Source organism: Mannheimia bovis (genome assembly GCF_014541205.1).
Classification (GTDB): Bacteria; Pseudomonadota; Gammaproteobacteria; order Enterobacterales; family Pasteurellaceae; genus Mannheimia; species Mannheimia bovis.
In genome coordinates this window covers 1,806,932-1,832,231 of the sequence record NZ_CP061280.1, presented here as the reverse complement: position 1 = coordinate 1,832,231, position 25,300 = coordinate 1,806,932, and the positions used below count along the sequence as shown (strand labels likewise).

The following is a 25,300-nucleotide window of genomic DNA, read 5'->3' as shown; positions in this document are numbered from 1 at the left end:
GTGAGCCATTATAGACTAATTTTGTTCATCTAAGTAGTGTGCTCCCAAACTCTTCTCATTGAGCATATTTTTTACCACTAATTGAGCTGTTTTTAGTGCATTGTAAACCTCAATGCCTTGATATGGAGCGTGATAAATTGGGTCGAATTGTTGTTCCAAACAATTTAATTCATTGAGTAGAAGTTGAAGATTGCTTCGAGTGCGGTAAACATTCGCATATAACGCCATTTTCTCTCGAATAGTGGAAAGCACTTGGCTCGCGGTTAGTTCCAGATTAGCATTTGAGTTAGCAAGCTGATTTAATGCTTGTTCTGCCATTGCAAGCGGTGAAATTTCGGTATTTTTTTGTAAATTACCCTGTTTTAGCGAACGGGTAATTTCTGCTACCGCACGTTTGGCAAACACCAAACCACCGCCGACAGAATTTCCGCCCATACGGTTTGCTCCCTCAATGCAATGAGCAATTTCGCCAATCGCAAATAAGCCTTTCACTGCACTTTCTCCCCACTCATTAATTTGAATGCCACCGTTGCAGCTGTGAGCAAAAGGTTTAATCGCAATGCTATCTTTGACTAAATCAATTCCCACTTCATTTTTCAGCCAATTCAAATAAACGGTGTAAAATTCTTCCGTGTCTTCATAGAGTTTCGGGCTGTATTTGAGATAAATACCTTTTCCATTGGGATTTTCCAGTAAATACTTCATCATCACTAAGTCAAATTCCACACACTCAAAATCCAAGCTGAACGGAGCATAGTGGCTTCGTTCAAGCATCATCTTGCTAAATTGCGTTTGGCTTAAATGAGGGAATAAATTATTGCCTTGAGCATCAGTAATTTCTGTTACATATTTCAACGTATGTTCGCCAAATAAGACTTTATATTTTGGTTCGACAAAAGCAGGAATGAATTGGATAAATGCAAGATTGACTAAAGTCGCTCCGGCTTGCTTCGCAACAGAATGGAGCGAGCCTATTACATCAGCAGGGTAGAGGTTATCTTTATAAAGCCCGGCAATCCCACCTGCAGCTAAAATGATGTGATTGGTTTTGCAAAAAATATAAGAAATTTGACCGCTTGTAACGACTGAAAATACCGTCCCTTGTACTTGATTATTGTCTGTTACAATATGTAAAAGGGTAGCATTTTCATAGAAAGAAATCTGCTGCTCTTGTAAAATTTGTTTTGCTTGTAGGGCAGCCTCTCGCCAATCTTTAATTAAATAAATCGGGCGAGCATATTTAGCAAAGCAAGCCGGACGGTTGTCGTTCCGCTTCCAAGCCTTAAAACCAATGCGATCTAATAACTCAATGGCTTTAGGTGAATCTTCAATATAAGCCTGTACTACATTAGGGTTGATTTTGCCTTTGCCGATATGTTCAATATCTTCTCTAAAAAGGGCTTGATCATTTTCATCACCTGTAACCTGAATGCCTAAGGTTGCTTTCAGGGGAAAATAACTTGCACCGGAACCAATGGTAGATTTGCCAATCAGTAACGGATTTAAGCCTTTGCTCTTTGCCTCAACAGCCGCAGAAAGCCCTGCAATGCCAGAGCCGACAATGAGTAAATCTGTATCTATTGTTTGGGTAATTTTGATCATATAAATAAAAACAAGCGGTAAAATTTTCGTCAAATTTTACCGCTTGTAGGACTAAAAGTACAATTACAATAATGATGGAGCTGCGTCTAACAGAATGCGGGTGTATTCATCTTGTGGGCTATCGAAGACTTGTGAGGCTTCACCTTGCTCGATGATTTTACCGCCATTCATTACCACAATGCGGTCAGACACTTGACGAACAGTTTGCAAATCGTGAGAGATAAACACCATTGCAAGGTTTAACTCTTTTTTCAGATCGGCAAGTAAGTTCAGAACTTGAGCTCGAACGGATACATCCAGTGCGGAAGTCGGCTCATCTGCTACTATCAAATTTGGATTAAGAGCCAATGCACGAGCGATTGCCACACGCTGTTTTTGACCACCTGATAAACGAGTTGGCTCAACTAAGGCAGCAGAGCGAGGTAAACCTACACGGTTTAAGAGTTCGTAAACTCTTTTTTCACGCTCGCTTGGCTCTAACACATTGTGGATATCCATCGGATCTTTCAAGATATCCAGTACACGCATACGAGGGTTAAGGGCGGTTGCCGGATCTTGGAAGATAACTGATACTTGGCGACCAAACTGCTTACGGGCTTCAGCACTGCCATATTTCATCTGTAAGCCGTTGAATTTTACCGTACCTGAAGTTGGTTTTTGTAAGCCGATGATGACGCTTGCTAATGTTGATTTACCACAACCGGATTGCCCTACAATGCCGACTGTTTCACCAGCGTGAATATCTAAACTCACGCCATTTACCGCACGGAATTTTTTCGGGTTGAATAGTGTTCCATCGCGGGAGCGAAACTCGACAACAATATCTTTCAGCTCAATAATCGGCTGCTCTTTAATGGGTTTCATACTCATAGTTTAGCTCCCTGATTTTCTTCTAAGTGAGATGCCCAAACGTGTTGTGGGTGTTCTCCAGTTGGAACAAGTTTCAACTGTTGTTTCGGATTCGCATCAGGACGCAATGAGCGGCTGGCGAAACGGTCGCCGTCTGCAAAGTCAAACGGAGAAGGCACACTGCCCGGAATTTGATATAAGCGTTCTGCACGGCATTCGGTTGAAAGTACTGAACCTAATAAGCCTCGTGTATATTCGTGCGTTGGGTGTTTTAGTAAATCGCTGGTTGGCGATGCTTCTACTACTTGACCTGCATACATTACCGTGATGTGATGAGCAATTTGAGCAACCAAGGCTAAATCGTGGCTCACAAACACCATTGCAAAGCCGAGTTTTTCACGCAATTCGTTAAGCAATTTAATTACTTCTGCTTGAACAGTTACGTCTAATGCAGTGGTTGGTTCATCCGCAATTAATAGTTTTGGTTCACGAGCTAATGCCATTGCAATTAACACACGCTGACGCTGACCACCTGAAAGCTCGTGTGGGTAACGGTTGAGTGTTTTTTCAGGATCAAGATGTACCCATTTGAGTAATGTCTCTGCCGATTGTTTACCGCCACGACTGATCAACTGCTCCATTTGCTCACGAATACGCATTGATGGGTTTAAGGCACTTAATGCATCTTGATAAATCATCGAGATTTCGTGACCACGAAGATCATTTAATTTATCTGTTTTTAATAAATCGTATTGATTACCTGCACGGTCAGTAAACAGAATTTCCCCGGTGATTTTGGCTGTTTTTGGTAATAAGCCCATAATTGAGAAGGCAGAAATTGATTTACCACAACCTGATTCACCTACTAAGCCCATTGTTTCGCCTTCGTGTACGGTAAAGCTGATGTTATCCACCAATGGTGTTTCACCATAACGATTTGGGAAGCGGATAGATAAGTTTTTCACTTGCAAAATCGGTTTTGCATTCGGGTTAAGTTGCATACGGTCTGTACGCACTGCTTCTGCTTGATTTAATTTCAGTAAGTAGCGTTTTAATGCTAAACCTTCAGCCATTGCTTCTTGAACATCAGTTGAAAGCGGTTTTGATACATCGCTTTTCGCTGCTGTCGGGCTTTTCTTGGTTTTTGGATTTGCTAACGCATCAGTTAAACCTTCAGAAAGAATATTTAACGATAATACCGTTAAGAGTACGCATAAACCTGAGAAGGTAGTTGCCCACCAGAAGCCGCTTAATACTAAATTACGACCTTCAGATAAGATATTACCCCAAGAAGGATGTGGCGGCTGAACCCCTGCACCTAAGAAAGAAAGTGATGCTTCAAGAATAATTGCATCAGCAACCATTACTGTTGCGAACACTAAAACAGGTGCTGCGGTATTACGCACAACGTGTTTTAATAAGATATAAGTACGGCTACCACCAATTACACGCTCAGCACGCACGTAGTCTTCTTCCCATTGTGAAACTACGTTTGCACGTACCACACGAGCTAACTGTGGTGTGTAAACAATCGCAATTGTTAAGATAATAATCGGTGAAGAGTTACCGAAAGTAGCTAATAATACAGCAGCAAGTGCAATGCCCGGGAATGCCATTAGAATATCCATCAGACGCATAATCACTTCGTTACCGAATTTATCAGCCGTTGCAGCTGTTGCACCTAAAATACTACCAAATACAATCGCACAAGCTACCGCACCTAAGCCGATAAAGAGTGAGGTTCTAGCTCCGTAAACGATTCGAGAGAAAATATCACGTCCTAAACGGTCTGTACCGAACCAATATTCTGAACCCGGAGCTTGCACAGGGCGTAGGGTTTGTAGTGGATCATAAGGTGCAACCAATGGTGCGAAAATTGCCACAAGAGCCATAAAAATCAAGAAGATTAAGGCAATTTTGGAGGCGGTTGATAATGCTTTGAATCTTGCCCCGCCAGAAGCAAGTCTGTCTGCTAATCCTTGACGAAACATTATAGACTCCGAATTTTAGGGTTAATAATCAGATAAAGAATATCAACGATGATGTTCACTAATACGAAAGTTAATGCAATCGTTAGTACCACGCCTTGCACTAAGTTTAAGTCTACATTGGTAATACCGTTGAAAATTAATTTACCCATTCCCGGTAAGTCGAAAATCTGTTCGATAACGACCGCACCACCGAGTAAGTAACCGACACGTAAGCCGAGAACTGTTACCGGTGTAATTAACGCATTACGCAATACATTACGGCGAATAACAGTTGAATATGGTACGCCGTTACCAATTGCTGTACGTACATAGTCTTTGTCCATTTCTTCAACCATTGCTGTACGTACTACACGGATAAGTGATGCACAAACCGGAATAGCCAATGCAAGTGATGGCAGAATCATTGAGATAGCCCACTCTTTCGGACTTTCACTAAATGGCACATAACCACCGGACGGTAACCAATCCAGTTCAAGTGAGAAGTATTGAATTAATAAAATACCGAGCCAGAAAGACGGTGTTGCAACCGCAGCAACCGAGAACAGACGAATAATTTGGTCTGCCAAACGATCACGATGAAGTGCTGCAAATACCCCTAATGTGAATGAGATGATTGCTGCTAAAATTACACCGATAAAAGTTAATTGCAATGTAATTGGGAAGGCTTTAGCAATCATTGATGAAATCGGTAATTCAGGTGGCGTAGTTACCCCTAAATCTAATACGAGAAGGTTTCCGAGAAAACGGAAGTATTGAACCAATAATGGATCATTTAACCCACGTTGCTCACGCCATAAATGTTTAGCCTCATCACTGGCTGCATCACCTAATGCAACCGTTGCGGCATCACCCGGCGTGAATTGCAAAATAATAAAAACTAATGCTGTTACCCCGAGGATCATAATAGGCAATGCCAATAAACGGCGGAATAACAGGCGAAGTACAATTTCCATTTTTATCTCCGACTATAAAACATTAGTGGAAGGTCGAGTGCGAATACACTTGGTTGATTTGTAATAGTGCGTAAAACGCACTCTATGCTATATAGAAAACACGGAAAACTTGGGAATAAATCGAAAGTTGCAAGCGGTCGGTTTCAGTCGATTTTTTGCAAAATTTTCCTAAAAAACCGACCGCTTGTTTAGCCGTGTATCAAGGCTTATTTGCGTCCAACACCTAAGAATGACATACCTGTAGTTGGTAATGGTTGGAAGTCAGTTAATGCTTTATCATCCCACGCAGTTGGTAATTTACGATGGATTAGTGGGTAGAGCGGAACTTGTTCAGCGATAATGTTGAACACTTTAGACCATTCAGCTTTTGCATCACTATGAGATTTCGCAGCAACTGCAGCATCCAAGAGTTTTTGCACTTCTGCGTACTCTGGTGTATCAGACCAACGATAGCGGTTTTTCGCCCAACCGTCACCACGATAGAACCAACTTAATAATAAGTCAACGTCATTACCGAATACAGAAGGGTCGCCCGGTGCTACAACAACTTTGAAGTTACCTGATGCGATAAATTCACCGTATAACGCACTAGATTGTAAGTGGCGTAAAGTTACTTTCACACCCGGAATTGCATTCCAAGATTCAAGAATTAATGGTGCACATTCTTTAACCCAAGAAGTATCTGTTGCCAGTAACTCAAACTCTAGTTTATCTACACCGGCTTCTTTGAGTAATGCCGCTGCTTTTTCTTTATCGAAATCATACTGAGTTGATGCTTTCACATAGTCAGGGTGAGTTTCTTGTAAGTAAGATGTTGCTGCACGAGCATTTCCTAAGAACACCACATCAATCATTTTTTGTGTATCTAATGCATAGTGGAATGCTTGACGCACTTTAACATTGTTAAATGGAGCTTCAGCACAGTTAAACATTAAGAATAGTAAGCCGAATGACTGAACAGATTCAACAGATTGTCTTTTTGATTTTAAGCGTTGAATATCAAGATATGGCACAGATTCAATAGCTTGAACACGTTTAGACTCTTGTGCAGTTACGCGAGCTGCATCATCTGATAAGAGTGACCAAATCATTTTCTCTGCTTTTGGTGGGTAAATACCGTTATAAGCGGTGTTTGCTTCAAAGACGATCTTGTCATCTTTTACCGCAGACACGAATTTATATGGACCTGAACCTACCGGGGTAGCATCAAATGCACTTTCGCCTACAGCTTCAACAACGTGTTTTGGTACAATTCTGATGATAGTTAAACGTTCGGTAAATAACGCAAACGGGTATTTAAGTTTGAATTCAATTACTTTGTCATCAACTGCTTTCACACTTTCAATAAATGGTACGAAACCTGCGAATAGAGATTTGTTCTCCGGGTTTAATACACGCTCAAAAGAGAAAACAACATCCGCACTTGTAACCGGTTTACCATCGTGGAATACCGCACCATCACGCAGTGTTACACGGTAGGTTACATCGTCTAATTTTTCTGGCATTTTTGCTGCTAAACCTAAGTATGGCTCGCGAGTGGCTGGGTGTAAGTCCACGAGTCCTTCAAAAATATGCAGGTTTGCCGCCATTGGTGTTGCACCGGTGGTACGCAAGGGATCGAACCCTGTGGAAAGAGAGTAAGAAATACCCGCTTCAATCACAGAGCCTTTTGCAGGAGCTGTTGCCGCTGCTGCCGGTGCTGAGAATGTGCCTAATGTACTACTGAATGCAAAACCTGCACCCACACCAGCCATCAATTTCATAAAACCACGACGAGATTCGTTGTGTTCAAAATGTTTTGTCATAGTAAGCTCCTTAAGGTCGCTATATTGGATAGTTGGTTTTTAATATGAAGTGAATTTATCAAAACATATTAATTTTTTGAAACGAAACCATCATATCATTAACAACAAAGTGGTAAAGCGGTAATTTTTGAATTTGTGATCTAGTTCACGAAAAAATCTTTGCTTCCCAGCTTGCCTGCTTTTCGTTATCATCTAACACTTTTAAAAACGATACGAAATATTCACAGTGCAACTGATTTTACCTCCTTTAAGCCTTTATATCCATATCCCTTGGTGTGTGCAAAAATGCCCCTATTGTGATTTTAACTCACACGCTCAAAAGGGGATTATTCCTGAACAAGAGTATATCGACCACCTACTTGCAGATTTATCTCAAGATTTAACCGCTTACCAAGCAGCAATCGGTGATCGTAAATTACACTCCATTTTTATTGGCGGCGGTACGCCAAGCCTGTTTTCGGCAGAAGGCATTGCTTATTTACTCAAAGAAGTAGAAAAGCGAATTCCTTTTGAGCCGAATATTGAAATTACGTTGGAAGCTAACCCGGGAACAGCTGAGGTAGAGCGATTTATCGGCTATGCCCAAGGAGGCGTTACCCGTATTTCAATGGGTATTCAAAGTTTTGAGCCGGAAAAGCTACTAAAACTGGGGAGAATTCACGATGCTGACGAGGCAAAACAAGCGGTCAAATTTGCTCAAAATTCTGCAAAATCGGGCTTGCAAAGTTTCAATATTGATTTAATGCACGGTTTGCCGAATCAATCGGTCAAGCAAGCCTTGGCGGATTTAGAAACCGGCATTTCGCTCAATCCACCGCATTTATCGTGGTATCAGCTCACCATTGAGCCAAATACAATGTTTTACTACCGCAAGCCAACCTTGCCCGATGATGATGAATTATGGGATATTTTCGAGCAAGGACACCAACTTTTAACGGCGGCAGGCTATGAGCAATACGAAACTTCCGCCTATGCAAAAAAAGGCTACCAGTGTCGCCATAATCTCAATTACTGGCGGTTTGGCGATTATTTGGCAATAGGCTGTGGGGCTCACGGTAAAATTTCTTACCCAACAGGCGAAATTTACCGCTTTAGCAAAACCAAACACCCAAAAGGTTATATGCGAGGAGAGTATCGTTATAGCCAAGATTTGATTGAGCTAGAAGATCGCCCGTTTGAGTTTTTTATGAACCGCTTTAGATTGCTTGAAGCCACGCCAAAACAAGAGTTTGAATGGTTTACAGGATTAGATCGGGAAATCGTCCGACCAACAATGGATTGGGCGTTAAGCCAAAATTATATTTCCGAAACCCCGACCCATTGGCAAATTACTCAACACGGCAAGCTCTTTTTAAATGAATTGCTGGAAGGATTTTTAGAATAATTTGCAAAAAAATACCCAGAATCGACCGCTTGTAGTAGAATACAAGCGGTTATTTTTTATGGAAAAATTACAAATGAATATCTTAAAAGTTGGCGATAAAGCTCCTCAATTTACCCTTCAAAATCAGGCTGATGAAGCGGTTTCACTTTCCCAATTTACAGGCAAAAAAGTGCTAGTTTATTTTTACCCGAAAGCCTTAACTCCGGGTTGTACTACACAGGCGTGTGGGTTGCGTGATAGTAAATCAGAACTTGATGAACTCAACGTAGTCGTGCTTGGAATTAGTCCTGATCTACCGAAAAAACTGGCTCAATTTGTCGAGAAAAAAGAGCTTAATTTCACTTTGTTATCAGACCCAGACCACCAAGTGGCAGAGGCTTTTGGTGTATGGGGCGAGAAAAAGTTTTTAGGCAAAACCTATGATGGGATTCACCGCATTAGCTTTTTAATCAATGAACAAGGCGTGATTGAGCAGGTGTTTGATAAATTCAAAACAAGCGAGCATCACCAAATGATCGTGGATTATGTGCGGGGGCACTAATGGGCAAAAAAGCGATTTTTTTAGACCGTGATGGCACGCTTAATATTGACCACGGTTATGTGCATAAAATTGATGATTTTCAGTTTATTGAAGGTGTGGGAAAAACGCTCAAGCAGTTGCAAGACAAGGGCTATCTGTTGGTGTTAGTTACTAACCAATCGGGCATCGCTCGAGGTTATTTCAGCGAAGATCAATTTATGCAATTAACCGAGTGGATGGATTGGTCGCTTGATGAAGATTATGGCGTGGTGTTAGACGGCATTTATTACTGTCCGCATCACCCCGAAGGCAAAGGCGAGTACCGTGAAGATTGCGATTGCCGTAAGCCCAAAGCAGGAATGTTTACCCAAGCGATTAAAGATTTAAACATCGACCCTGCTCAATCTTATATGGTGGGCGATAAATTAGAAGATCTCCTTGCTGCTGAGAACGCAGGTGTGAAAATCAAAGTATTAGTAAGAACAGGCAAACAAGTAACCGCAGAGGGTGAAGCTAAAGCTGATTTAGTACTAGACAGCCTTGTTGATTTAGTGAGATATATTAAGTAAAAAATAAAATGAATTACAACGACAAATCTCTTTCCGCCCTCAAACTCGGGCAAAAAACAGAATATAAAAGCGAATACGATCCGACTTTACTGCAAGCGGTGCCACGCAAACTTAACCGTGACGGTTTAGGTATTACTGAAAGCCAGCCATTTAACCAGGGTGCAGATATTTGGACCTGCTACGAACTCTCGTGGCTGAATCAAAACGGCTTACCACAAGTGGCGATAGCAGATGTGGCGGTGGATTTCCAAAGTGAAAATCTGATTGAATCGAAAAGTTTTAAGCTCTATTTAAACAGCTTTAATCAGACGAAATTCAGCTCAATGGAAGAGGTTGAAAAGACGATCCAAACTGATCTCTCAAACTGTGCAAGCGGTCAAGTTTCAGTAAAAATTTACAAATTAGACCATTACACCCAACAGCCGATTGTGGATTTTGCAGGCGAATGTATTGATGAGCAAGATATTCAAATCGATAGCTATGCTTTTTCTACCCATTATTTGGAAAATGTGGCAAGTGGCGAGGTGGTAGAAGAAACATTAGTTAGCCATTTGCTGAAATCCAACTGCTTAATCACTTCTCAGCCGGACTGGGGCAGTGTGCAAATTCGTTATCAAGGCAAGAAATTAGATCGTGAAAAGCTGTTACGTTATCTCGTTTCTTTCCGTGAACACAACGAATTTCACGAACAATGCGTAGAACGAATTTTCTGTGATCTCATGCAATTTGCCCAACCTGAAAAATTAACCGTTTACGCACGCTACACCAGACGAGGCGGATTAGATATTAATCCGTTCAGATCAAATTTTGAAGACGTGCCTGAAAACTTAAGAATGGCAAGGCAATGATGAAAGATTACTATATCGGCGTAATGTCCGGCACCAGCCTTGATGGCGTGGATATCGCCTTATTAGATTTTGCAAAAAATCCGCCCAAAATGACCGCTTGCGATTTCACCCCAATGCCTGAAGATTTACGTTCAGATATTTCTGCCTTGCTGAAAACAGGCGAAACAAGCCTGCAGAAGCTAGGCGAGATCGATCACTGTTTGGGCTTGTTGTATGCCGATAGCATTAATGCTTTTTTAGCGAAAAATCAGCTTAAAGCGGAAGAGATTACAGCCATAGGTTGCCACGGGCAGACTGTATGGCATTCGCCGAATTCGATTTATCCGTTTACGACCCAAATTGGCGATATGAATTTAGTGGCTGCCAAAACAGGTATTACCACGATTGCTGATTTCCGCCGAAAAGATATGGCAGTTGGCGGTCAGGGGGCTCCGCTTGTGCCGGCTTTTCATCAAGCAATTTTTAGCGAGACTAACCGCTTAACGGTTGTGTTGAATATTGGCGGTATCAGTAATATTTCCGTATTGCAACCTAACCATCCAACCATCGGTTACGATGTGGGGGCGGGCAATACCTTGATGGATAGTTGGATCGAGCAACATCAAGGCAAGCGTTATGATAAAAATGCACAATGGGCGATGTCTGGTGAAGTAAATCAAGATTTATTGGCGGAATTATTAAACGAGCCGTTTTTTGCTAAAGCTCCGCCAAAAAGCACAGGGCGAGAGCTATTTAACTTGAGCTGGCTTGCAAAAAAATTAGAAAATTTCACCGCTTGCAAGTCTGAAGATGTGCAACGTACTTTGGCAGAATTTACTGCTCAGAGCATTGCCAATGAATTAGCGAAATTAGAGAGTGATTTACCTAGTTTACTCCTCGTTTGTGGCGGAGGTACAAGAAATCCATTATTAATGGAAAGATTATCCTCACTTTTGCCAAATTGGCGAGTGGCAACGACAACCGAGTTTGGCTTGGATATTGATTATGTCGAAGCTGCAGCATTTGCTTGGCTGGCTTATCAACGAATGCATAGTTTACCAAGTAATATGCCAAGTGTAACAGGGGCAAAAAAATCGGCAAGTTTAGGGGTGATTTACCCGGCGGAATAACGAGAAAAATGACAGAAAAGAATTTACTCAATGCCTTAGGGCAGATGATCACAGAGCAGCGTAATCCAAACTCAATGAATATTGATGAACTTTCTGCATTAGAGATTGTGCAGATTATCAATAATGAAGACAAGCAAGTGCCTATTGCAGTAGAAAAATGCTTACCGCAAATTGCTTTAGCAGTAGAAAAAATCGTGGTTGCCTTTCAGCAAGGTGGACGATTGGTTTATGTGGGAGCTGGAACGAGCGGGCGTTTAGGTGTACTAGATGCTTCAGAATGCCCTCCAACCTATGGTGTCAAACCTGAAATGGTCGTGGGCTTAATTGCCGGTGGTGAGAGGGCTTTACGTTTCCCGATCGAAGGTGCTGAAGATAACCGAGTGCAAGGCAAACTAGACTTACAAGCGGTCAATTTTTCGCAAAAAGATGTATTAGTCGGTATTGCAGCAAGTGGCAGAACACCGTATGTACTAGGAGCAATGGAATATGCTAATTCACTTGGTGCAACAACAGTTTCGATTGCCAGCAACCCTCATTCGGCGATGGCACAAATTGCGGATATTGCGATTGATACGGTTGTAGGGGCGGAAGTGCTAACAGGCTCAAGCCGTATGAAATCAGGTACTGCACAGAAATTGGTGCTGAATATGCTGACAACAACCTCTATGATTTTGATCGGCAAATGTTACCAAAATTTAATGGTGGACGTGCAAGCTACTAATGAAAAATTAAAAGCCCGAGCTATCCGTATTGTTATGCAAGCGACTGAATGTGAGCAAGAATTGGCTGAAAGTACGCTAAAAGTAGCAGAAAATAACGCCAAATTGGCGATTATGATGATTTTAGGGGGATTGGATAAGCAAGCCGCTGAGGTGTTATTGGCACAAAATCAAGGCAGATTGCAACAAGCACTACAAGTCTAAAAGTAGGGACGCACACAGCGTCCCTACAGGTAAGAAAACATTAAACAAATAAATTGCGGTGTTTCACTAATTCTTCTTTCGTTAAACTAAACACGCCTAATCCGCCGTGTTCAAATTCAAGCCAGTTAAACGGTACAGTTGGGAATTGTTCGATTAAATGTACCATACTGTTGCCTACTTCACATACCAAAACGCCGTTATCGTTTAGATAATCTGCTGCTTCTGCGAGAATACGTTTGGTTAAATCTAATCCATCTTCTCCGGAGCCTAATGCCAATTCAGGCTCGTGATGAAATTCTTCCGGCATATCACCTAAGTCTTCGGCATCCACATAAGGTGGGTTGGTCACAATCAAATCATATTTATCTTGTGGAATATCATTAAATAAATCTGAGCTAATCGGGAAAACTCGGTGCGAAACTTGGTGACGCTCAATATTGATTTGAGCTACATCCAACGCATCAAGCGATAAATCTACTGCATCGACTTCCGCATCAGGAAAACGTTCTGCACAAGCAATTGCAATGCAACCGCTGCCGGTGCACATATCTAAAATACGGCGAGGTTCGTTCTTAATAATGCCTTTAAAGCCCTTTTTAATCAGCTCACCGATTGGGGAGCGTGGCACAATGACACGCTCGTCTACATAATATTCACTTCCACAGAACCAAGCCGAATGAGTTAAATAAGCCACAGGTTTACGAGAACCTAAACGCTCGCAAATTAAATGGATAACACGTTCTTTTTCCGCTCGTGTTAATCGGGAAGAGTAAAGTGCTTCCGGCACATCAAAAGGCAGATAAAGCCCGGCTAATACTAATTGTTGGGCTTCGTCCCACGCGTTGTCATAACCGTGCCCGTAGTAAAGATCGGAAGCATTGAAATAGCTATACGCCCAACGCATCATATCTTGAATGGTGGCTAAATCATTCACAACGGGCAGGGCTGCAATTTCATCAAGAAGTTCGATATTATATTTAAACATTTTTAGTGCCTTTTGCATAATTATAGAATTGCTGTTTTATACCATATTTTGCTTTGTGTTAGAATGTAAAAATTATAGAGAAGGAAAAGATTATGTCAGAGAATATGTTAGAAGACGAATTTGCATTATTTAGAGAAGCGGCTAAAGGCACGAAAAAAATAACACAAAATACTTATGTACCCAAATCAGAACCTCGTAAAAAATTACAGGAACTGCGAGAGCTAAAAGAAAAAGCGGATATTGAGTTCTATTTTTCCGATGAATACGAACCGTTGCTCAAAGAAGAAAATGAAAAAGTGAAATATCTGCGAGAAGATGTTGATCCTTACATTTTAAAGCAACTCAGACGAGGTGATTTTCAGCCGGAACTGTTTTTAGATTTACACGGTTTAAGCCGAGAAAAAGCGAAAAAAGAGTTAGCTGCGTTGATTTTGGCTTGCGAGCGAGAGAAAGTTTATTGTGCCAGCATTATGACAGGTTTTGGCACTCGCACATTGAAAGATCAAATTCCTCGTTGGCTTGTACAACACCCCAAAATTATGGCATTGCACCAAGCTCCAAAAGAATGGGGCGGTGATGCCTCGATTTTAATTTTGGTGGAACAGCCTGAAAATCCGGAAAAGATGTTTGGAAGGTGATTTTTCTTATAAAGTGGTAGGGGCAGATTGTCAATTTGCCCCTATGGCTTTTGAGAGTTAGTAAGATTTAGCCTTACGGAGCTAAAAACTCCACAATCTTTCCAATCGCCATATCCATTAATTTGGGGTTGGAGAAAGCGTGATCTGCCCCTTCAACTGCAACCAGCTCAATTACGTTATTTTCGGCAAATTGTTGCGAAACCCTTAAGGGGACCATTTCATCTTCTGTGCCGTGCAAAATGAAAATCTGATCGGCTACTTCCAAATAATCATTTTGAAAAATATCGGCTGCTGCCAGCTCGTCAAAGAAGGCTTTGCTGATTTTCATTTGACGATCAAATCCCCACAAAATTTCCCTGCCTTTTGTCAATTTTTGCTGCTCTTCCTCACTCATTCGGTTCATCAATGAATGATAAATTTGTACCGCCGGGGCTCTTAATGCGATTTTACGAAACGGATTGCCCTGTTCTGCAATATATTTTAATGTCAAATACCCACCGAAACTTGTGCCGTAAGCATAGATATTTTTCGCATTTAGTGTGTTTTTGGCGTAATCGATCACGAGTTGCAAATAGGTTTGGCACTCGGCAACCGATAATTTTTTCCGAGCATCAGCTCCGTGGCAAGGGAAGTCAAAGGCAATTGCCGCATAACCTTTATATTTTGAACTCAAACGCTCGCCAAATTTAGTGTTCGACTTTAAATCTTTTGATGAGCCAAAACCGTGTAAAATGAGCACTACATTTTCGATGTTATGTAGCTCTTTTTCATAAAAGAGCTTGCAACGAATGCTAAAACCTTGTTCGTTAATATCAAAGAGCTTTTCCATATTTATTCAATCTTGTATAGCTTGTATGGAATTATTTTAGCATTTTTCTCTTGCAAGCGGTTGGTTCTTACTACTTTTTTGCAAATTTTCAGCAAAATTTACCCGCTTGCTACTAGCGAAAAATTGAACATATTTATAGAATACAGCCTTCATTTTTAAAAGGAGAAAACAAAAGTGTTACAACTCATTTTAGCTATTTTATGTAGCGTTACGGTAGGCGTATTGATTAAATATGCTCGCCAAAAAGGAATTCGGATCGATCAAAGCATCGCAGTAAACTATATCGTAACGACTACGATGACATTCTTGTTACTTAAACCTGATTTTCAAGGGCAATCTATTACCGAAATTATGGCCACAAATCCGTCTGCCTATATTTTTGTGATTTTAAGCATCACCTTGCCGACTATTTTCTTAGTGCAAGCCAAAGCACTAGAATTTGCCGGCATTATTCGCACCGATGCGGCACAGCGTTTATCGCTATTTCTGCCGATTTTGGCAGCGTTCACCATTTTTGGCGAGCAAGTAACCAATAATAAATTAATCGCACTTCTGCTTGCGTTTGTGGCGTTAGGCTGCTTACTGTGGAAAGGCAATCAAGGCATGGAAAAAGGGGGCAAAATTGCGATTATCAGCCTTGCCTTGGTTTGGATCGGCTATGGCGTGAACGATATTTTATTTAAACAAATCGCAAAATCCGGCTCAGCGTTCCCGGTTACACTTGCTATTGCCTTTATCGGTGCCGGCTGTTTTATGTTTATCTACTTACTGCTAAAACGCACCCAATGGCACGTTCCCAGCGTTTTAACCGGCTTATTATTAGGTGTGCTGAATTTCGGTAATATTTTATTCTACATTCAAGCCCACCAAGCAATGAAAGACGACCCAACGCTGGTCTTCACGGGAATGAACTTAGGGGTTATCTGTCTCGGTACTTTCGTGGGGGCATTCTTCTTTAAAGAAAAAATCCACCGTGTCAATTATTTAGGCGTGGCGATTGCAATTGTGGCGATTATTTGCTTGTTTTATTGGCGGTAATTTTTTATTTTGGGGCGAACATCGGTTCGCCCTTAATTTTATCTCAAAATAGTGTAAAATTTTGAACAAATTTAACCGCTTGTAAGTCTTATAGACATATATTTCAAAAGAGAAAAAGAATGAAACTGAAAGCCTTATCTGTATTTGTTATCTCTAGCATTTTTGCATCTCAAACATTTGCAAATACCACAGAAAAATCATCAGATCCTGCTCCTTTCTTTAACAAAACCAACTCAGGTTATGATTTAACCTTTAGCAACCAAAACGCTCGTTCTATTGAAGCAGAAGTGAATGGTGAGAAAATCCAATTCCGTGCTTTGGAGCGAATTGTCTATGTGAACAATCCGATTGATCCTGAATATCAAACTATCAATCTTTATGTGCCTGAAGCCTATTATAATGAAGGTGAAATTAATGGTTATAAAGCAGATACCGCACCGATTTTCTTGTCAAACTCGATAGGTGGTTATATGCCTGCTAAAGCTGCAGACTATGATAAAAAAGGGCGTGATGGTTCACCAAGTTCAATTTTAGTTGCTTTATCAAAAGGCTATGTGGTGGCAAGTGTTGGGGCTCGTGGGCGTACGCTACAAAAAGACGGAAAATTTATCGGTAAAGCTCCGGCTGCAATTATCGATTTAAAATCAGCAGTGCGTTATCTCCACGCTAATGATGAAAAAATGCCGGGTGATGCCAATAAAATTATCGCAAACGGTACCAGTGCGGGAGGGGCGTTATCTGCCTTGTTAGGGGCTTCAGCCGATCATTTTGATTATGAGCCTTATTTCAATGAAATTGGAGCATTAAAAGCAAGTGATAAGATCTTTGCTGTTTCGGCTTATGCACCTATTACTAATCTTGAAAATGCAGACATAGCGTATGAGTGGCAATTTAATGGCGTGAATGAATTTAGCCGTATTGATATGAGTAAATTGAATGCTCAAGAATTTAATGACCGCTCAAAACCAAAACCTAAAATTGAAGGAGCGTTAAATGAGGCTGAAATTAAGCTCTCCAACGAATTGGCTGAACGTTTCCCAATCTATCTAAACAGCTTAAATTTGATAGATGAAGCAGGTAATTCATTAACCCTTGATCCAAAAGGTAACGGTTCTTTTAAAGATTATCTAGCCAATGTTATTAAGCATTCTGCAAATAAAGCCTATGGTCAATTAGCGGAAAATAGTGAGGAACAAAAATCCTTTCAAGAAATTAGCTGGTTATCTTTTGAAAAGGGTAAAATCAGCAATGTAGATTGGTTCGGCTATGTGTTTTCAGATAAACGAATGAAATCACCACCTGCGTTTGATGCGTTGAATGCGACTTCTGGAGAAAATAATTTATTTGGTACAGTAACAGAAAACAATCGCCATTTCACGCTTTATAGTGCAGAACGTTCATCAAATCAGAGCATCAACTTAGCCGATCCGCAAATAGTGAAACGAATGAACCCAATGTATTATTTGGATAATCCAAATGCGGCAGAGCATTGGCGAATTCGAGTGGGTACGGCGGATCGTGATACCTCTCTCGCCATTTCAGCTATTCTAGCGATTAAACTACAAATGGCAGGTAAAAACGTGAACTATGAAACCCCGTGGGGTGTGCCACATTCAGGCGATTATGACTTAGAAGAGCTATTCCAATGGGTTGATGAAATCGTCAAAGGCAAACCATAAAAAATAGAGTAGAATAAGCAGATCGAAAGATCTGCTTTTTTATGGATTGAAGATTATGCAAGTTAAAAAATTTAGTCAAAAATATGTAAATTGGGTATTAAGACTAGGGCGATTAAGAGCCTCTTTACTCGGTTTTTTTGTGGTCGCTGTTTCCGCAATTTTAATTCAAAGTGGATTAACCTATCTATTTATAGGCAGAGTAGTTGTGGTGGATATCTTACGTTCCATCGCATTTGGCTTAATTTCTGCCCCTTTTGTGCTCTACTTTTTTACACTTTTAGTCGAAAAGTTGGAGCGTTCTCGTTTACGCTTAGAAAAAGCAGTAAAAGATCTGGAAGAGCTTCGAGAGCAAGATGCTTATCTCCACGCTAAATTAGAGAAAAACAACCGTGATAAAACGATCTTAATGGCAACTATTAGCCACGAATTACGCACGCCGCTGAATGGAATTATCGGCTTAAGCCAAATTTTGCTTGATGAACAACAAAGCGAAAAGCAGCAAGAATATCTCAAAACCATCAATATGAGTGCAACGGCATTGGCTCATATTTTTGGCGATATTATCGACTTAGAAAAAATTGACAGTAGCCGCATTGAGTTGTTTAGAAAAGAGGTTGAATTTGAGCAATTACTTCAAGATATCGCCAATTTCGGCAACTTTATGGCAGGCAATAAAAATATTGATTTTAAATTAACATATCCACCGAATTTACCTAAATATATTTATACAGACTATGCACGTCTAAGCCAAATTTTATGGAATTTAATCAGCAATGCAGTGAAGTTTACCCCAACAAGCGGTCAAATTTTGCTGGAAATTTGCCAATTAGAGAAAGAGCAATTTAGTTTTAGTGTGGCGGACTCGGGTATTGGTATTCCCGAAAAAGATCAACGCAAAATTTTCGATATGTTCTACCAAGCCGAAAACTCAAAAGAGAAAAAAGCACAAGGGAGCGGCATTGGTTTATCCGTCTCAAAACGTATTGCGAAACTGATGGGCGGCGATTTAACGGTGAGAAGCCAAGAAAATCAAGGCTCAACCTTCACTCTCACCATTCACGCAGAAAGTACAGAAACCAAACCTGAATTAGACATTCAAAAGCACGGATTAAAAGTGCTTTTAGTTGAAGATATTGAAATGAATGTGGTAGTGGCTCAAGCGATGTTAGAAAAAGTCGGTTGCGAGGTTGATGTCGCAATGACGGGAGAAGAAGCATTTAGATGCTTTAATCAAAATAGCTACGACTTAATTTTGTTAGATATTCAATTGCCTGATATGACAGGTTTTGATATTGCACAAACGCTAAGAAACCGCTATGAAAACGAGGAAATTGACTATTTACCGCTACTTATCGCTTTAACGGCGAATGTCATTCAAAGCCAAAAGGATTACCAAGCACAGGGTATGGACGATGTACTTCGCAAGCCGCTTTCTTTAGAAGCCTTAGTGAATTGTCTAAATCACTATTTTGACAATGACTTTTTACAAAAAAATGAACAAAAACAACCGCTTGTAGCTAATAATTCTGATGATTTACCTTATAACCTCACAATACTCAATGAATTAATTGAAGTAATGGGGAAAGAGAATGTCCTTGCCAATATGGATTTATTTGCAGACTTAATGCCAACTTATTTAGAAAATTTACAACATTATTTAACCGATTGGCAAATAATAAACTCTCCCGAAAACCGTAAATTAATAGTGGAAGAAGCTCATAAAATCAAAGGAGCGTTAGCATCGGTTGGGTTACACCAGCTACAACAAATTGCTCAACTTGCTCAATCAGATAATGGCGTGCAGTGGGAGCAAAATATTGCACAATGGGTAAAAATTATTCATTCAAAATGGCAGACAGATTTACGATTAGCTAAGGAATATGTAGGGGGGCACTAAGTGCGTCCCTACGCTACCATTTCTTTATTTTCGGATTAACAAATTCAATTCCTTTATCTTGATAGGCTATGCCTTCCAATTGCAGTAGAAAACGTTTATTTGGCAAGCCACCACCAAAACCTGTTAATGCTTCATTTTTTCCTAATACACGGTGGCAAGGCACTAAAATCGAAATTGGGTTTCGTCCAACTGCTCCGCCAACAGCTCGCATTGCATTCGGTTTACCTAATTTTTGGGCAATTTCACCGTAGGTTGTGGTTTCACCGTAAGGAATTTCACGCAAAATTTCCCACACAGATTGTTGAAATTCCGTGCCTTGTGGAGCAAGAAAATCTAACTGTTGAAAAGGGATTTTTTCCCCTGCGAAATAGCGGTCTAAAATCTCTTTTGTTTTGCAAAAAATTTCTAAAATTGCACCGCTTGTAGAGTTCGCTTTTGTAAATTGTTCAACAGAAGTTGTGCGTTGCTCTTGTTCAAATTCAATATAAACTAAGCCTTCGCTTTGGGCGAGTAAAAGCAATCTACCCACAGGGCTTTGATAATAATCGTAGTAAATTTGTGATTTCATTTTGTATCGATAATAAAAAAGAGGTGTAATTTAGTTTACACCTCTTTTCACATTAATTCATTAAATTAGAATTTATAGTTTAGGTTTAAGCCGTAAAGGTTTGCACGAGCTTTGCTTTTAAATGTAGCTAAACCATCTTCGCTAAATGTTAAGTGACTACCACGAAGGTGTGAATAACCAACATCTGCAGATAAATTAGGTGTGAAACGCACGGTAGCACCTAAAGAATACCAAGCACGATCTGTGTCTGGAATAGAGATTGATGGGTGAGTTACACTTGCACTTTCATCAAATGCGACACCTGTACGCAATGTTAGCATTTCATTTACATCATAAGATAAACCTAATGCTAAACGTTGTGAATCGTTGAAGTTCTCTGTTTTGTGCAATAGGCGATTACCTTGCATATCATAAGCATCTAGACTGTTGAATTTGCTCCAGTCGGTACGTTTGTAGCTGTACTGTGCCGCAAGTTTATCGGTTAGTTTGTGGTAACCTGACACTTCCCAGAATGCCGGTAGGCGTAATCTTAGTGTACCATCAATCTCTGCACCGCTGGTAATGGTATCTACCATCTTAGGAATAACTACAGGAACGGTATTAGAATATTTACCTTTAAATTTAAGATCAACTTCAGAGTGGTAAGCAAAACCTAAACGGTTTCTTTCATTGATATTATAAACCAAGCCAACATTCCAACCCAATGCCCATTTATCGCCTTTAAGTTTATGGATTGTTGAACTTGCATTGGTATTTTGAATGCCATTAACCAAACGTTCTAATTGAGCAGAATTCGTGATGGTTTGGTTTAAATTTTGAGATTTTAATAAACCGTTTACTTGAGCTAATACTTGTGTTTTTTGAGCTTCAAGAGCGGTATTACCTGCTGCAATACCTGCCTCAAGAGCTTTTAAGCCTTGAATTGCACTTTGTACTTGTACTTTCTTGTCTCCCAAAAATTGTTTAGCTGGAGCAAAACGTGCCGCACCGGCACCTAAGAAACGTTCTAATTCTGCTTTTGCGTGTACTGCATTCAAACCTGCACCTAATACAAAACCATAACCTAAATCATAAGCGGCACTAAAATTAACATTCACAGCACTTAATGATGTGCGACCACCTAAGAAACCGGCAGAATAGTTAGGGTCAAATTCAGATTTCAAACCATAATTTACATTTACGCCACCACCAAGAGAAAGACGATCATTGATAGGTGAAACAATGTAAGCATTTGGAACAATAGCGGTAGGAATAACATTTTTATGTGAGGCATCTGTACCTGTAGCGTTAAGTTTTCCTTCAATATTTACATCAGCATCAACCAAAATACCACCGGCAGAAATTTCAGTTTTTTTGAATAATGTCATTAAGGCAGGATTGGTTGCAACGACAGAAGCGTTATCCGCTACAGCAGCATCACCTGCGTAAGCTCTACCTAAACCGGATGTTGAAACTTCAGCTAATTGGAAAGCAGCTGCGTGAGCAGCACCTGCTGAACAAAGTGTAACTAATGATGCAAGTAATGTTTTTGAAAAAATTTTCATAATAAGTCTCTTAATAATATGAAAAATAGTTAATTTTAATAATGAATTACGATTGTTAAAAGTATAACGTATTGATTTTAGAGACCAAGGCATATGCTATCAATAAAATTTTACGAAATTTCAACTGTTCCGATCAGTTTAGAGACAATAGTGATGAAATTATGTAGTCTGTTCGACAGTTTATTTGGTATTTTTGTCTATTTTTTCGTATAATTAAGCTCATTATTTTTCATTTTTTAATATATAAAACCTTTCACACTAATTAGTACTAAATGATTGACTAAATTGGTGGGGTATATCAAAATTTACATATTACTCCAGAGATTTTCTGGATAAATTATGAGGATATTTTATGAAACTTACCTCAAAAGGGCGTTATGCAGTAACAGCGATTATAGATATTGCCTTACACGGTAAATCAGAGCCTGTGAGTTTAGCGGATATTTCAGATCGTCAAGCGATTTCTCTTTCTTATTTAGAGCAGCTTTTTGCACAGCTTCGCCGTGATGGTATTGTGCAGAGCGTTCGCGGTCCGGGTGGTGGTTATCAATTAGGTAAAAAGCCGGAAGAGATTAGTGTAGGAATGATTATTTCTGCGGTAAATGAAAATATTGATGTTACCAAATGTAAGGGTAGCGGTAACTGCCGTAAAGATTCTCAATGTTTAACGCATTCTTTGTGGGAGCGATTAGAAGAACAAATTGAGCAGTTTTTAGGGACAATTTCAGTGGCAGATTTAGCCGCAGAACACGCTGATCACGATTGTGAAAAAGAGCATTGTCACGAACATCCTCATCATCACTAATTGCAAAATTTTTAATAAAAACAACCGCTTGTGAGTTGTTTTAACTAGGAGTAACAATGAAATTACCAATTTATTTGGACTATGCAGCAACCACACCAATGGACGAACGTGTTGCGAAAAAAATGATGGAATATATGACCAAAGACGGTATCTTTGGTAATCCGGCTTCTCGCTCTCACAAATTTGGTTGGGAAGCAGAAGAAGCGGTTGATGTCGCTCGTAACCAAATTGCTGACTTAATCGGTGCAGACAGCCGTGAAATCGTTTTCACCTCTGGTGCAACCGAGTCTGATAACCTTGCAATTAAAGGTGCTGCACACTTCTATCAAACAAAAGGTAAACACATCATCACAGTTAAAACTGAACACAAAGCAGTATTAGATACTTGCCGTCAGTTAGAGCGTGAAGGTTTTGAAGTGACTTATTTAGATCCTGAAGAAGATGGTTTATTAGATTTAGCAAAATTTGAAGCTGCAATTCGTCCGGATACCATTTTAGTGTCAGTAATGCACGTAAATAACGAAATGGGCGTAATTCAACCAATTAAAGAGATCGGTGCAATCTGCCGTGCGAAAAAAATCATTTTCCACGTAGATGCAACACAGTCTGTTGGTAAAATTGAAGTGAATGTACAAGACTTAAATGTTGATTTAATGTCTTTCTCAAGCCACAAATTATACGGCCCAAAAGGTATCGGCGGTTTATATGTTTGCCGTAAACCACGTGTTCGCTTAGAAGCGATCATTCATGGTGGTGGGCACGAGCGTGGTATGCGTTCAGGCACATTACCTGTTCACCAAATCGTAGGTATGGGCGAAGCATACCGTATTGCGAAAGAGGAAATGGCAAGCGAAATGGCTCGTTTAACCGTATTGCGTGATCGTTTATACAACGGCTTCAAAGATATCGAAGAAGTGTATGTAAACGGCTCAATGGAAGAAGGCAAACGTGTAGGTTCAAACTTAAACATCAGCTTTAACTTTGTTGAAGGTGAGTCATTAATGATGTCATTACGTGATATCGCAGTATCATCAGGCTCAGCTTGTACTTCTGCAAGTTTAGAGCCATCTTATGTATTGCGTGCTATCGGTCGTGATGATGAATTAGCTCACAGCTCAATCCGTTTCACATTAGGTCGTTGGACAACAGAAGAAGAGATCGATCACACTATCGAAATCGTGAAAAAAGCGATTGTGAAATTGCGTGAACTTTCTCCACTTTGGGAAATGTTTAAAGAAGGTATTGATTTAAGCACAATCGAGTGGAATCACCATTAATTCAGAAAAATTTTGCTATGTGCTTGCTGTGTTATTTTGTTTCGCCGTGTATTTGCACTGTCTTCAACGAAACGCCTTGCAATCACAGGCAAAATTTCCCTGAACGGATCAATGAATTATATTAAGAAGGAATACAAAAATGGCATATAGCGAGAAAGTAATTGATCATTACGAAAATCCACGTAATGTGGGTACATTTGATAAAGAAGCATCAGATGTAGGTACAGGTATGGTAGGTGCACCTGCGTGTGGTGATATTTTACGTTTACAAATTAAAGTAAACGAGCAAGGTATCATTGAAGATGCACGTTTTAAAGCGTACGGTTGCGGTTCTGCAATCGCATCAAGTTCGTTAATTACCGAGTGGGTAAAAGGTAAATCTTTAGATGAAGCAGGTGCAATTAAAAACAGCGACATCGCAGAAGAGTTAGAATTACCGCCGGTAAAAGTTCACTGTTCAATTCTTGCAGAAGATGCGATTAAAGCAGCAATCGCAGACTATAAAGAAAAACAAGCGAAGTAATATGATACAATAAATGCAAGTGGTCGATTTTTGCAAAAAATTTGCAAAATTTTACCGCTTGCATTTGCTATTTCTATCTTGATTTAATCCATTCACATAAGGACACCTATGAGTATTACCTTAACAGAAGCCGCCGCAAACCGAGTTCGTACATTCTTAGAAAACAGAGGCAAAGGCATAGGCTTAAGGCTTGGCGTAAAAACGTCGGGTTGTTCGGGCTTAGCCTATGTACTGGAATTTGTTGATGTATTAAATGAAGACGATAACGTATTTGAGCAACACGGCGTAAAAGTGATTGTGGACGAAAAAAGCCTCACTTACCTTAACGGCACGCAATTAGACTTTGTAAAAGAAGGTTTAAACGAAGGCTTTAAATATACCAACCCAAATGTAAAAAATGAATGTGGTTGTGGCGAAAGCTTTAGTGTGTAAGGAGAACAAATGAGTAACCCATTTACACTTTTTGATCTGCCTGTTCAATTCCAACTTGATAACGCCCAGCTTTCGGAGCGTTATCTTGCTTTACAAAAACAGCTTCATCCGGATAATTTTGCAAGCCACTCAAGTACAGAACAGCTTGCTGCCGTTCAAAAATCGGCAGACGTGAACGATGCGTTAAATATTCTTAAAGATCCGATTTTACGAGCGGAAGCCATTATTGAAATTCACACAGGTGAAGCCAAAAATCTCGAAGAAAAGAGTATGCGAGATGTGGATTTCTTAATGCAGCAGTTAGAATGGCACGAAAAGCTCGAAACGATTGAGCATAGCAGAGATGAAACTGAATTAACTGCTTTTTTAAAACAAATTAAAACAGAACAAAAATCTGTACTTCAACAGCTTGAAACAGAATTAAATGCACAGCAATGGCAAATAGCCAATGCCCTAACCGATAAATTACGCTATTTCAAAAAATTGATTATTCAAATTGAGAAAGTAGAAGAAAAGTTTTTTGAGCTATAGT

24 protein-coding genes are annotated in these 25,300 nt (G+C 40.0%); 15 read left to right on the top strand and 9 right to left on the bottom strand.

Going from position 1 to position 25,300, the window contains the following annotated elements:
• Positions 1–15: 15 nt before the first annotated feature.
• From ICJ55_RS09060 to ICJ55_RS09040, 5 genes are all read right to left on the bottom strand, one after another.
• The gene (locus tag ICJ55_RS09060) at positions 16–1,608 is read right to left on the bottom strand and encodes an FAD-binding protein (RefSeq protein ID WP_188157726.1); all 1,593 of its coding nucleotides are present in this window, start codon (positions 1,606–1,608) and stop codon (positions 16–18) included.
• Between the two features lie 57 nt (positions 1,609–1,665).
• On the bottom strand, positions 1,666–2,472 hold the full coding sequence (locus ICJ55_RS09055; protein WP_188156504.1) for an ABC transporter ATP-binding protein: 807 nt from the start codon (positions 2,470–2,472) through the stop codon (positions 1,666–1,668).
• Complete coding sequence (locus ICJ55_RS09050) at positions 2,469–4,442, bottom strand: dipeptide/oligopeptide/nickel ABC transporter permease/ATP-binding protein (protein WP_188156503.1); 1,974 nt, start codon at positions 4,440–4,442, stop codon at positions 2,469–2,471. Before ICJ55_RS09050 ends, ICJ55_RS09055 begins: the two co-directional genes overlap by 4 nt.
• A complete protein-coding gene (locus tag ICJ55_RS09045; RefSeq protein ID WP_025236239.1) occupies positions 4,442–5,395 on the bottom strand; it encodes an ABC transporter permease in 954 nt (317 codons plus the stop codon). The genes ICJ55_RS09050 and ICJ55_RS09045 overlap by 1 nt, the downstream gene beginning before the upstream one ends.
• A 206-nt stretch (positions 5,396–5,601) precedes the next feature.
• Complete coding sequence (locus tag ICJ55_RS09040; RefSeq protein ID WP_025236238.1) at positions 5,602–7,200, bottom strand: ABC transporter substrate-binding protein; 1,599 nt, start codon at positions 7,198–7,200, stop codon at positions 5,602–5,604.
• Between the two features lie 226 nt (positions 7,201–7,426).
• Here ICJ55_RS09040 and hemW point away from each other — a divergent pair, with 226 nt between their 5' ends.
• The 6 genes from hemW (at position 7,427) to murQ (ending at position 12,553) form a co-directional block, all read left to right on the top strand.
• A complete protein-coding gene (gene hemW / locus ICJ55_RS09035; RefSeq protein ID WP_188156502.1) occupies positions 7,427–8,584 on the top strand; it encodes a radical SAM family heme chaperone HemW in 1,158 nt (385 codons plus the stop codon).
• Positions 8,585–8,657: 73 nt separating this feature from the next.
• On the top strand, positions 8,658–9,125 hold the full coding sequence (bcp, locus tag ICJ55_RS09030) for a thioredoxin-dependent thiol peroxidase (RefSeq protein ID WP_188157725.1): 468 nt from the start codon (positions 8,658–8,660) through the stop codon (positions 9,123–9,125).
• Positions 9,125–9,673, top strand: coding sequence for a D-glycero-beta-D-manno-heptose 1,7-bisphosphate 7-phosphatase (gene gmhB, locus ICJ55_RS09025; protein ID WP_188156501.1), 549 nt, complete (start codon positions 9,125–9,127; stop codon positions 9,671–9,673). The genes bcp and gmhB overlap by 1 nt, the downstream gene beginning before the upstream one ends.
• Before the next feature lie 8 nt (positions 9,674–9,681).
• Positions 9,682–10,521 (top strand): NADPH-dependent 7-cyano-7-deazaguanine reductase QueF, encoded by an 840-nt coding sequence (gene queF, locus ICJ55_RS09020; protein WP_188156500.1) that lies wholly within the window; start codon positions 9,682–9,684, stop codon positions 10,519–10,521.
• A complete protein-coding gene (locus ICJ55_RS09015; protein WP_188156499.1) occupies positions 10,518–11,630 on the top strand; it encodes an anhydro-N-acetylmuramic acid kinase in 1,113 nt (370 codons plus the stop codon). The genes queF and ICJ55_RS09015 overlap by 4 nt, the downstream gene beginning before the upstream one ends.
• An 8-nt stretch (positions 11,631–11,638) precedes the next feature.
• Complete coding sequence (gene murQ / locus ICJ55_RS09010) at positions 11,639–12,553, top strand: N-acetylmuramic acid 6-phosphate etherase (protein ID WP_188156498.1); 915 nt, start codon at positions 11,639–11,641, stop codon at positions 12,551–12,553.
• 40 nt (positions 12,554–12,593) lie between these two features.
• Here murQ and prmB read toward each other — a convergent pair whose 3' ends face one another.
• Positions 12,594–13,538, bottom strand: a complete 945-nt coding sequence (gene prmB / locus ICJ55_RS09005; protein WP_188156497.1) for a 50S ribosomal protein L3 N(5)-glutamine methyltransferase — start codon at positions 13,536–13,538, stop codon at positions 12,594–12,596.
• A gap of 104 nt (positions 13,539–13,642) precedes the next feature.
• Between prmB and smrB the strand changes: the two genes are divergently transcribed.
• The gene (gene smrB / locus ICJ55_RS09000) at positions 13,643–14,176 is read left to right on the top strand and encodes an endonuclease SmrB (protein ID WP_188157724.1); all 534 of its coding nucleotides are present in this window, start codon (positions 13,643–13,645) and stop codon (positions 14,174–14,176) included.
• A gap of 73 nt (positions 14,177–14,249) precedes the next feature.
• On the opposite strand, the gene ICJ55_RS08995 is transcribed toward smrB, so the two are convergent.
• Complete coding sequence (locus tag ICJ55_RS08995; protein WP_188156496.1) at positions 14,250–15,005, bottom strand: alpha/beta hydrolase; 756 nt, start codon at positions 15,003–15,005, stop codon at positions 14,250–14,252.
• A 174-nt stretch (positions 15,006–15,179) separates the two neighbouring features.
• On the opposite strand from ICJ55_RS08995, the gene ICJ55_RS08990 reads away from it, so the two are divergent.
• From ICJ55_RS08990 to ICJ55_RS08980, 3 genes are all read left to right on the top strand, one after another.
• The gene (locus tag ICJ55_RS08990) at positions 15,180–16,043 is read left to right on the top strand and encodes an EamA/RhaT family transporter (protein WP_188156495.1); all 864 of its coding nucleotides are present in this window, start codon (positions 15,180–15,182) and stop codon (positions 16,041–16,043) included.
• Positions 16,044–16,162: 119 nt separating this feature from the next.
• Positions 16,163–17,722 (top strand): subtype B tannase, encoded by a 1,560-nt coding sequence (locus ICJ55_RS10680; protein WP_208455128.1) that lies wholly within the window; start codon positions 16,163–16,165, stop codon positions 17,720–17,722.
• Positions 17,723–17,777: 55 nt separating this feature from the next.
• A complete protein-coding gene (locus tag ICJ55_RS08980; RefSeq protein WP_188156494.1) occupies positions 17,778–19,619 on the top strand; it encodes an ATP-binding protein in 1,842 nt (613 codons plus the stop codon).
• Positions 19,620–19,632: 13 nt separating this feature from the next.
• On the opposite strand, the gene ICJ55_RS08975 is transcribed toward ICJ55_RS08980, so the two are convergent.
• Both ICJ55_RS08975 and ICJ55_RS08970 read right to left on the bottom strand, forming a co-directional pair.
• A complete protein-coding gene (locus ICJ55_RS08975; RefSeq protein ID WP_188156493.1) occupies positions 19,633–20,187 on the bottom strand; it encodes a methylated-DNA--[protein]-cysteine S-methyltransferase in 555 nt (184 codons plus the stop codon).
• A gap of 65 nt (positions 20,188–20,252) precedes the next feature.
• Positions 20,253–21,731 carry an outer membrane protein transport protein gene (locus ICJ55_RS08970; RefSeq protein WP_188156492.1) on the bottom strand — a complete coding sequence of 493 codons (1,479 nt, stop codon included), beginning with the start codon at positions 21,729–21,731 and terminating at the stop codon, positions 20,253–20,255.
• Positions 21,732–22,083: 352 nt separating this feature from the next.
• Between ICJ55_RS08970 and iscR the strand changes: the two genes are divergently transcribed.
• The 5 genes from iscR to hscB all read left to right on the top strand — a co-directional run bounded on the left by iscR (position 22,084) and on the right by hscB (position 25,299).
• On the top strand, positions 22,084–22,536 hold the full coding sequence (gene iscR, locus ICJ55_RS08965; protein ID WP_188156491.1) for a Fe-S cluster assembly transcriptional regulator IscR: 453 nt from the start codon (positions 22,084–22,086) through the stop codon (positions 22,534–22,536).
• A gap of 56 nt (positions 22,537–22,592) precedes the next feature.
• The gene (locus ICJ55_RS08960) at positions 22,593–23,813 is read left to right on the top strand and encodes an IscS subfamily cysteine desulfurase (RefSeq protein WP_188156490.1); all 1,221 of its coding nucleotides are present in this window, start codon (positions 22,593–22,595) and stop codon (positions 23,811–23,813) included.
• A 139-nt stretch (positions 23,814–23,952) separates the two neighbouring features.
• The gene (iscU, locus tag ICJ55_RS08955) at positions 23,953–24,336 is read left to right on the top strand and encodes a Fe-S cluster assembly scaffold IscU (protein WP_188156489.1); all 384 of its coding nucleotides are present in this window, start codon (positions 23,953–23,955) and stop codon (positions 24,334–24,336) included.
• A 108-nt stretch (positions 24,337–24,444) separates the two neighbouring features.
• Complete coding sequence (gene iscA, locus ICJ55_RS08950) at positions 24,445–24,768, top strand: iron-sulfur cluster assembly protein IscA (RefSeq protein WP_025236218.1); 324 nt, start codon at positions 24,445–24,447, stop codon at positions 24,766–24,768.
• A 9-nt stretch (positions 24,769–24,777) separates the two neighbouring features.
• On the top strand, positions 24,778–25,299 hold the full coding sequence (gene hscB / locus ICJ55_RS08945; protein WP_188156488.1) for a Fe-S protein assembly co-chaperone HscB: 522 nt from the start codon (positions 24,778–24,780) through the stop codon (positions 25,297–25,299).
• Position 25,300 lies beyond the last annotated feature (1 nt).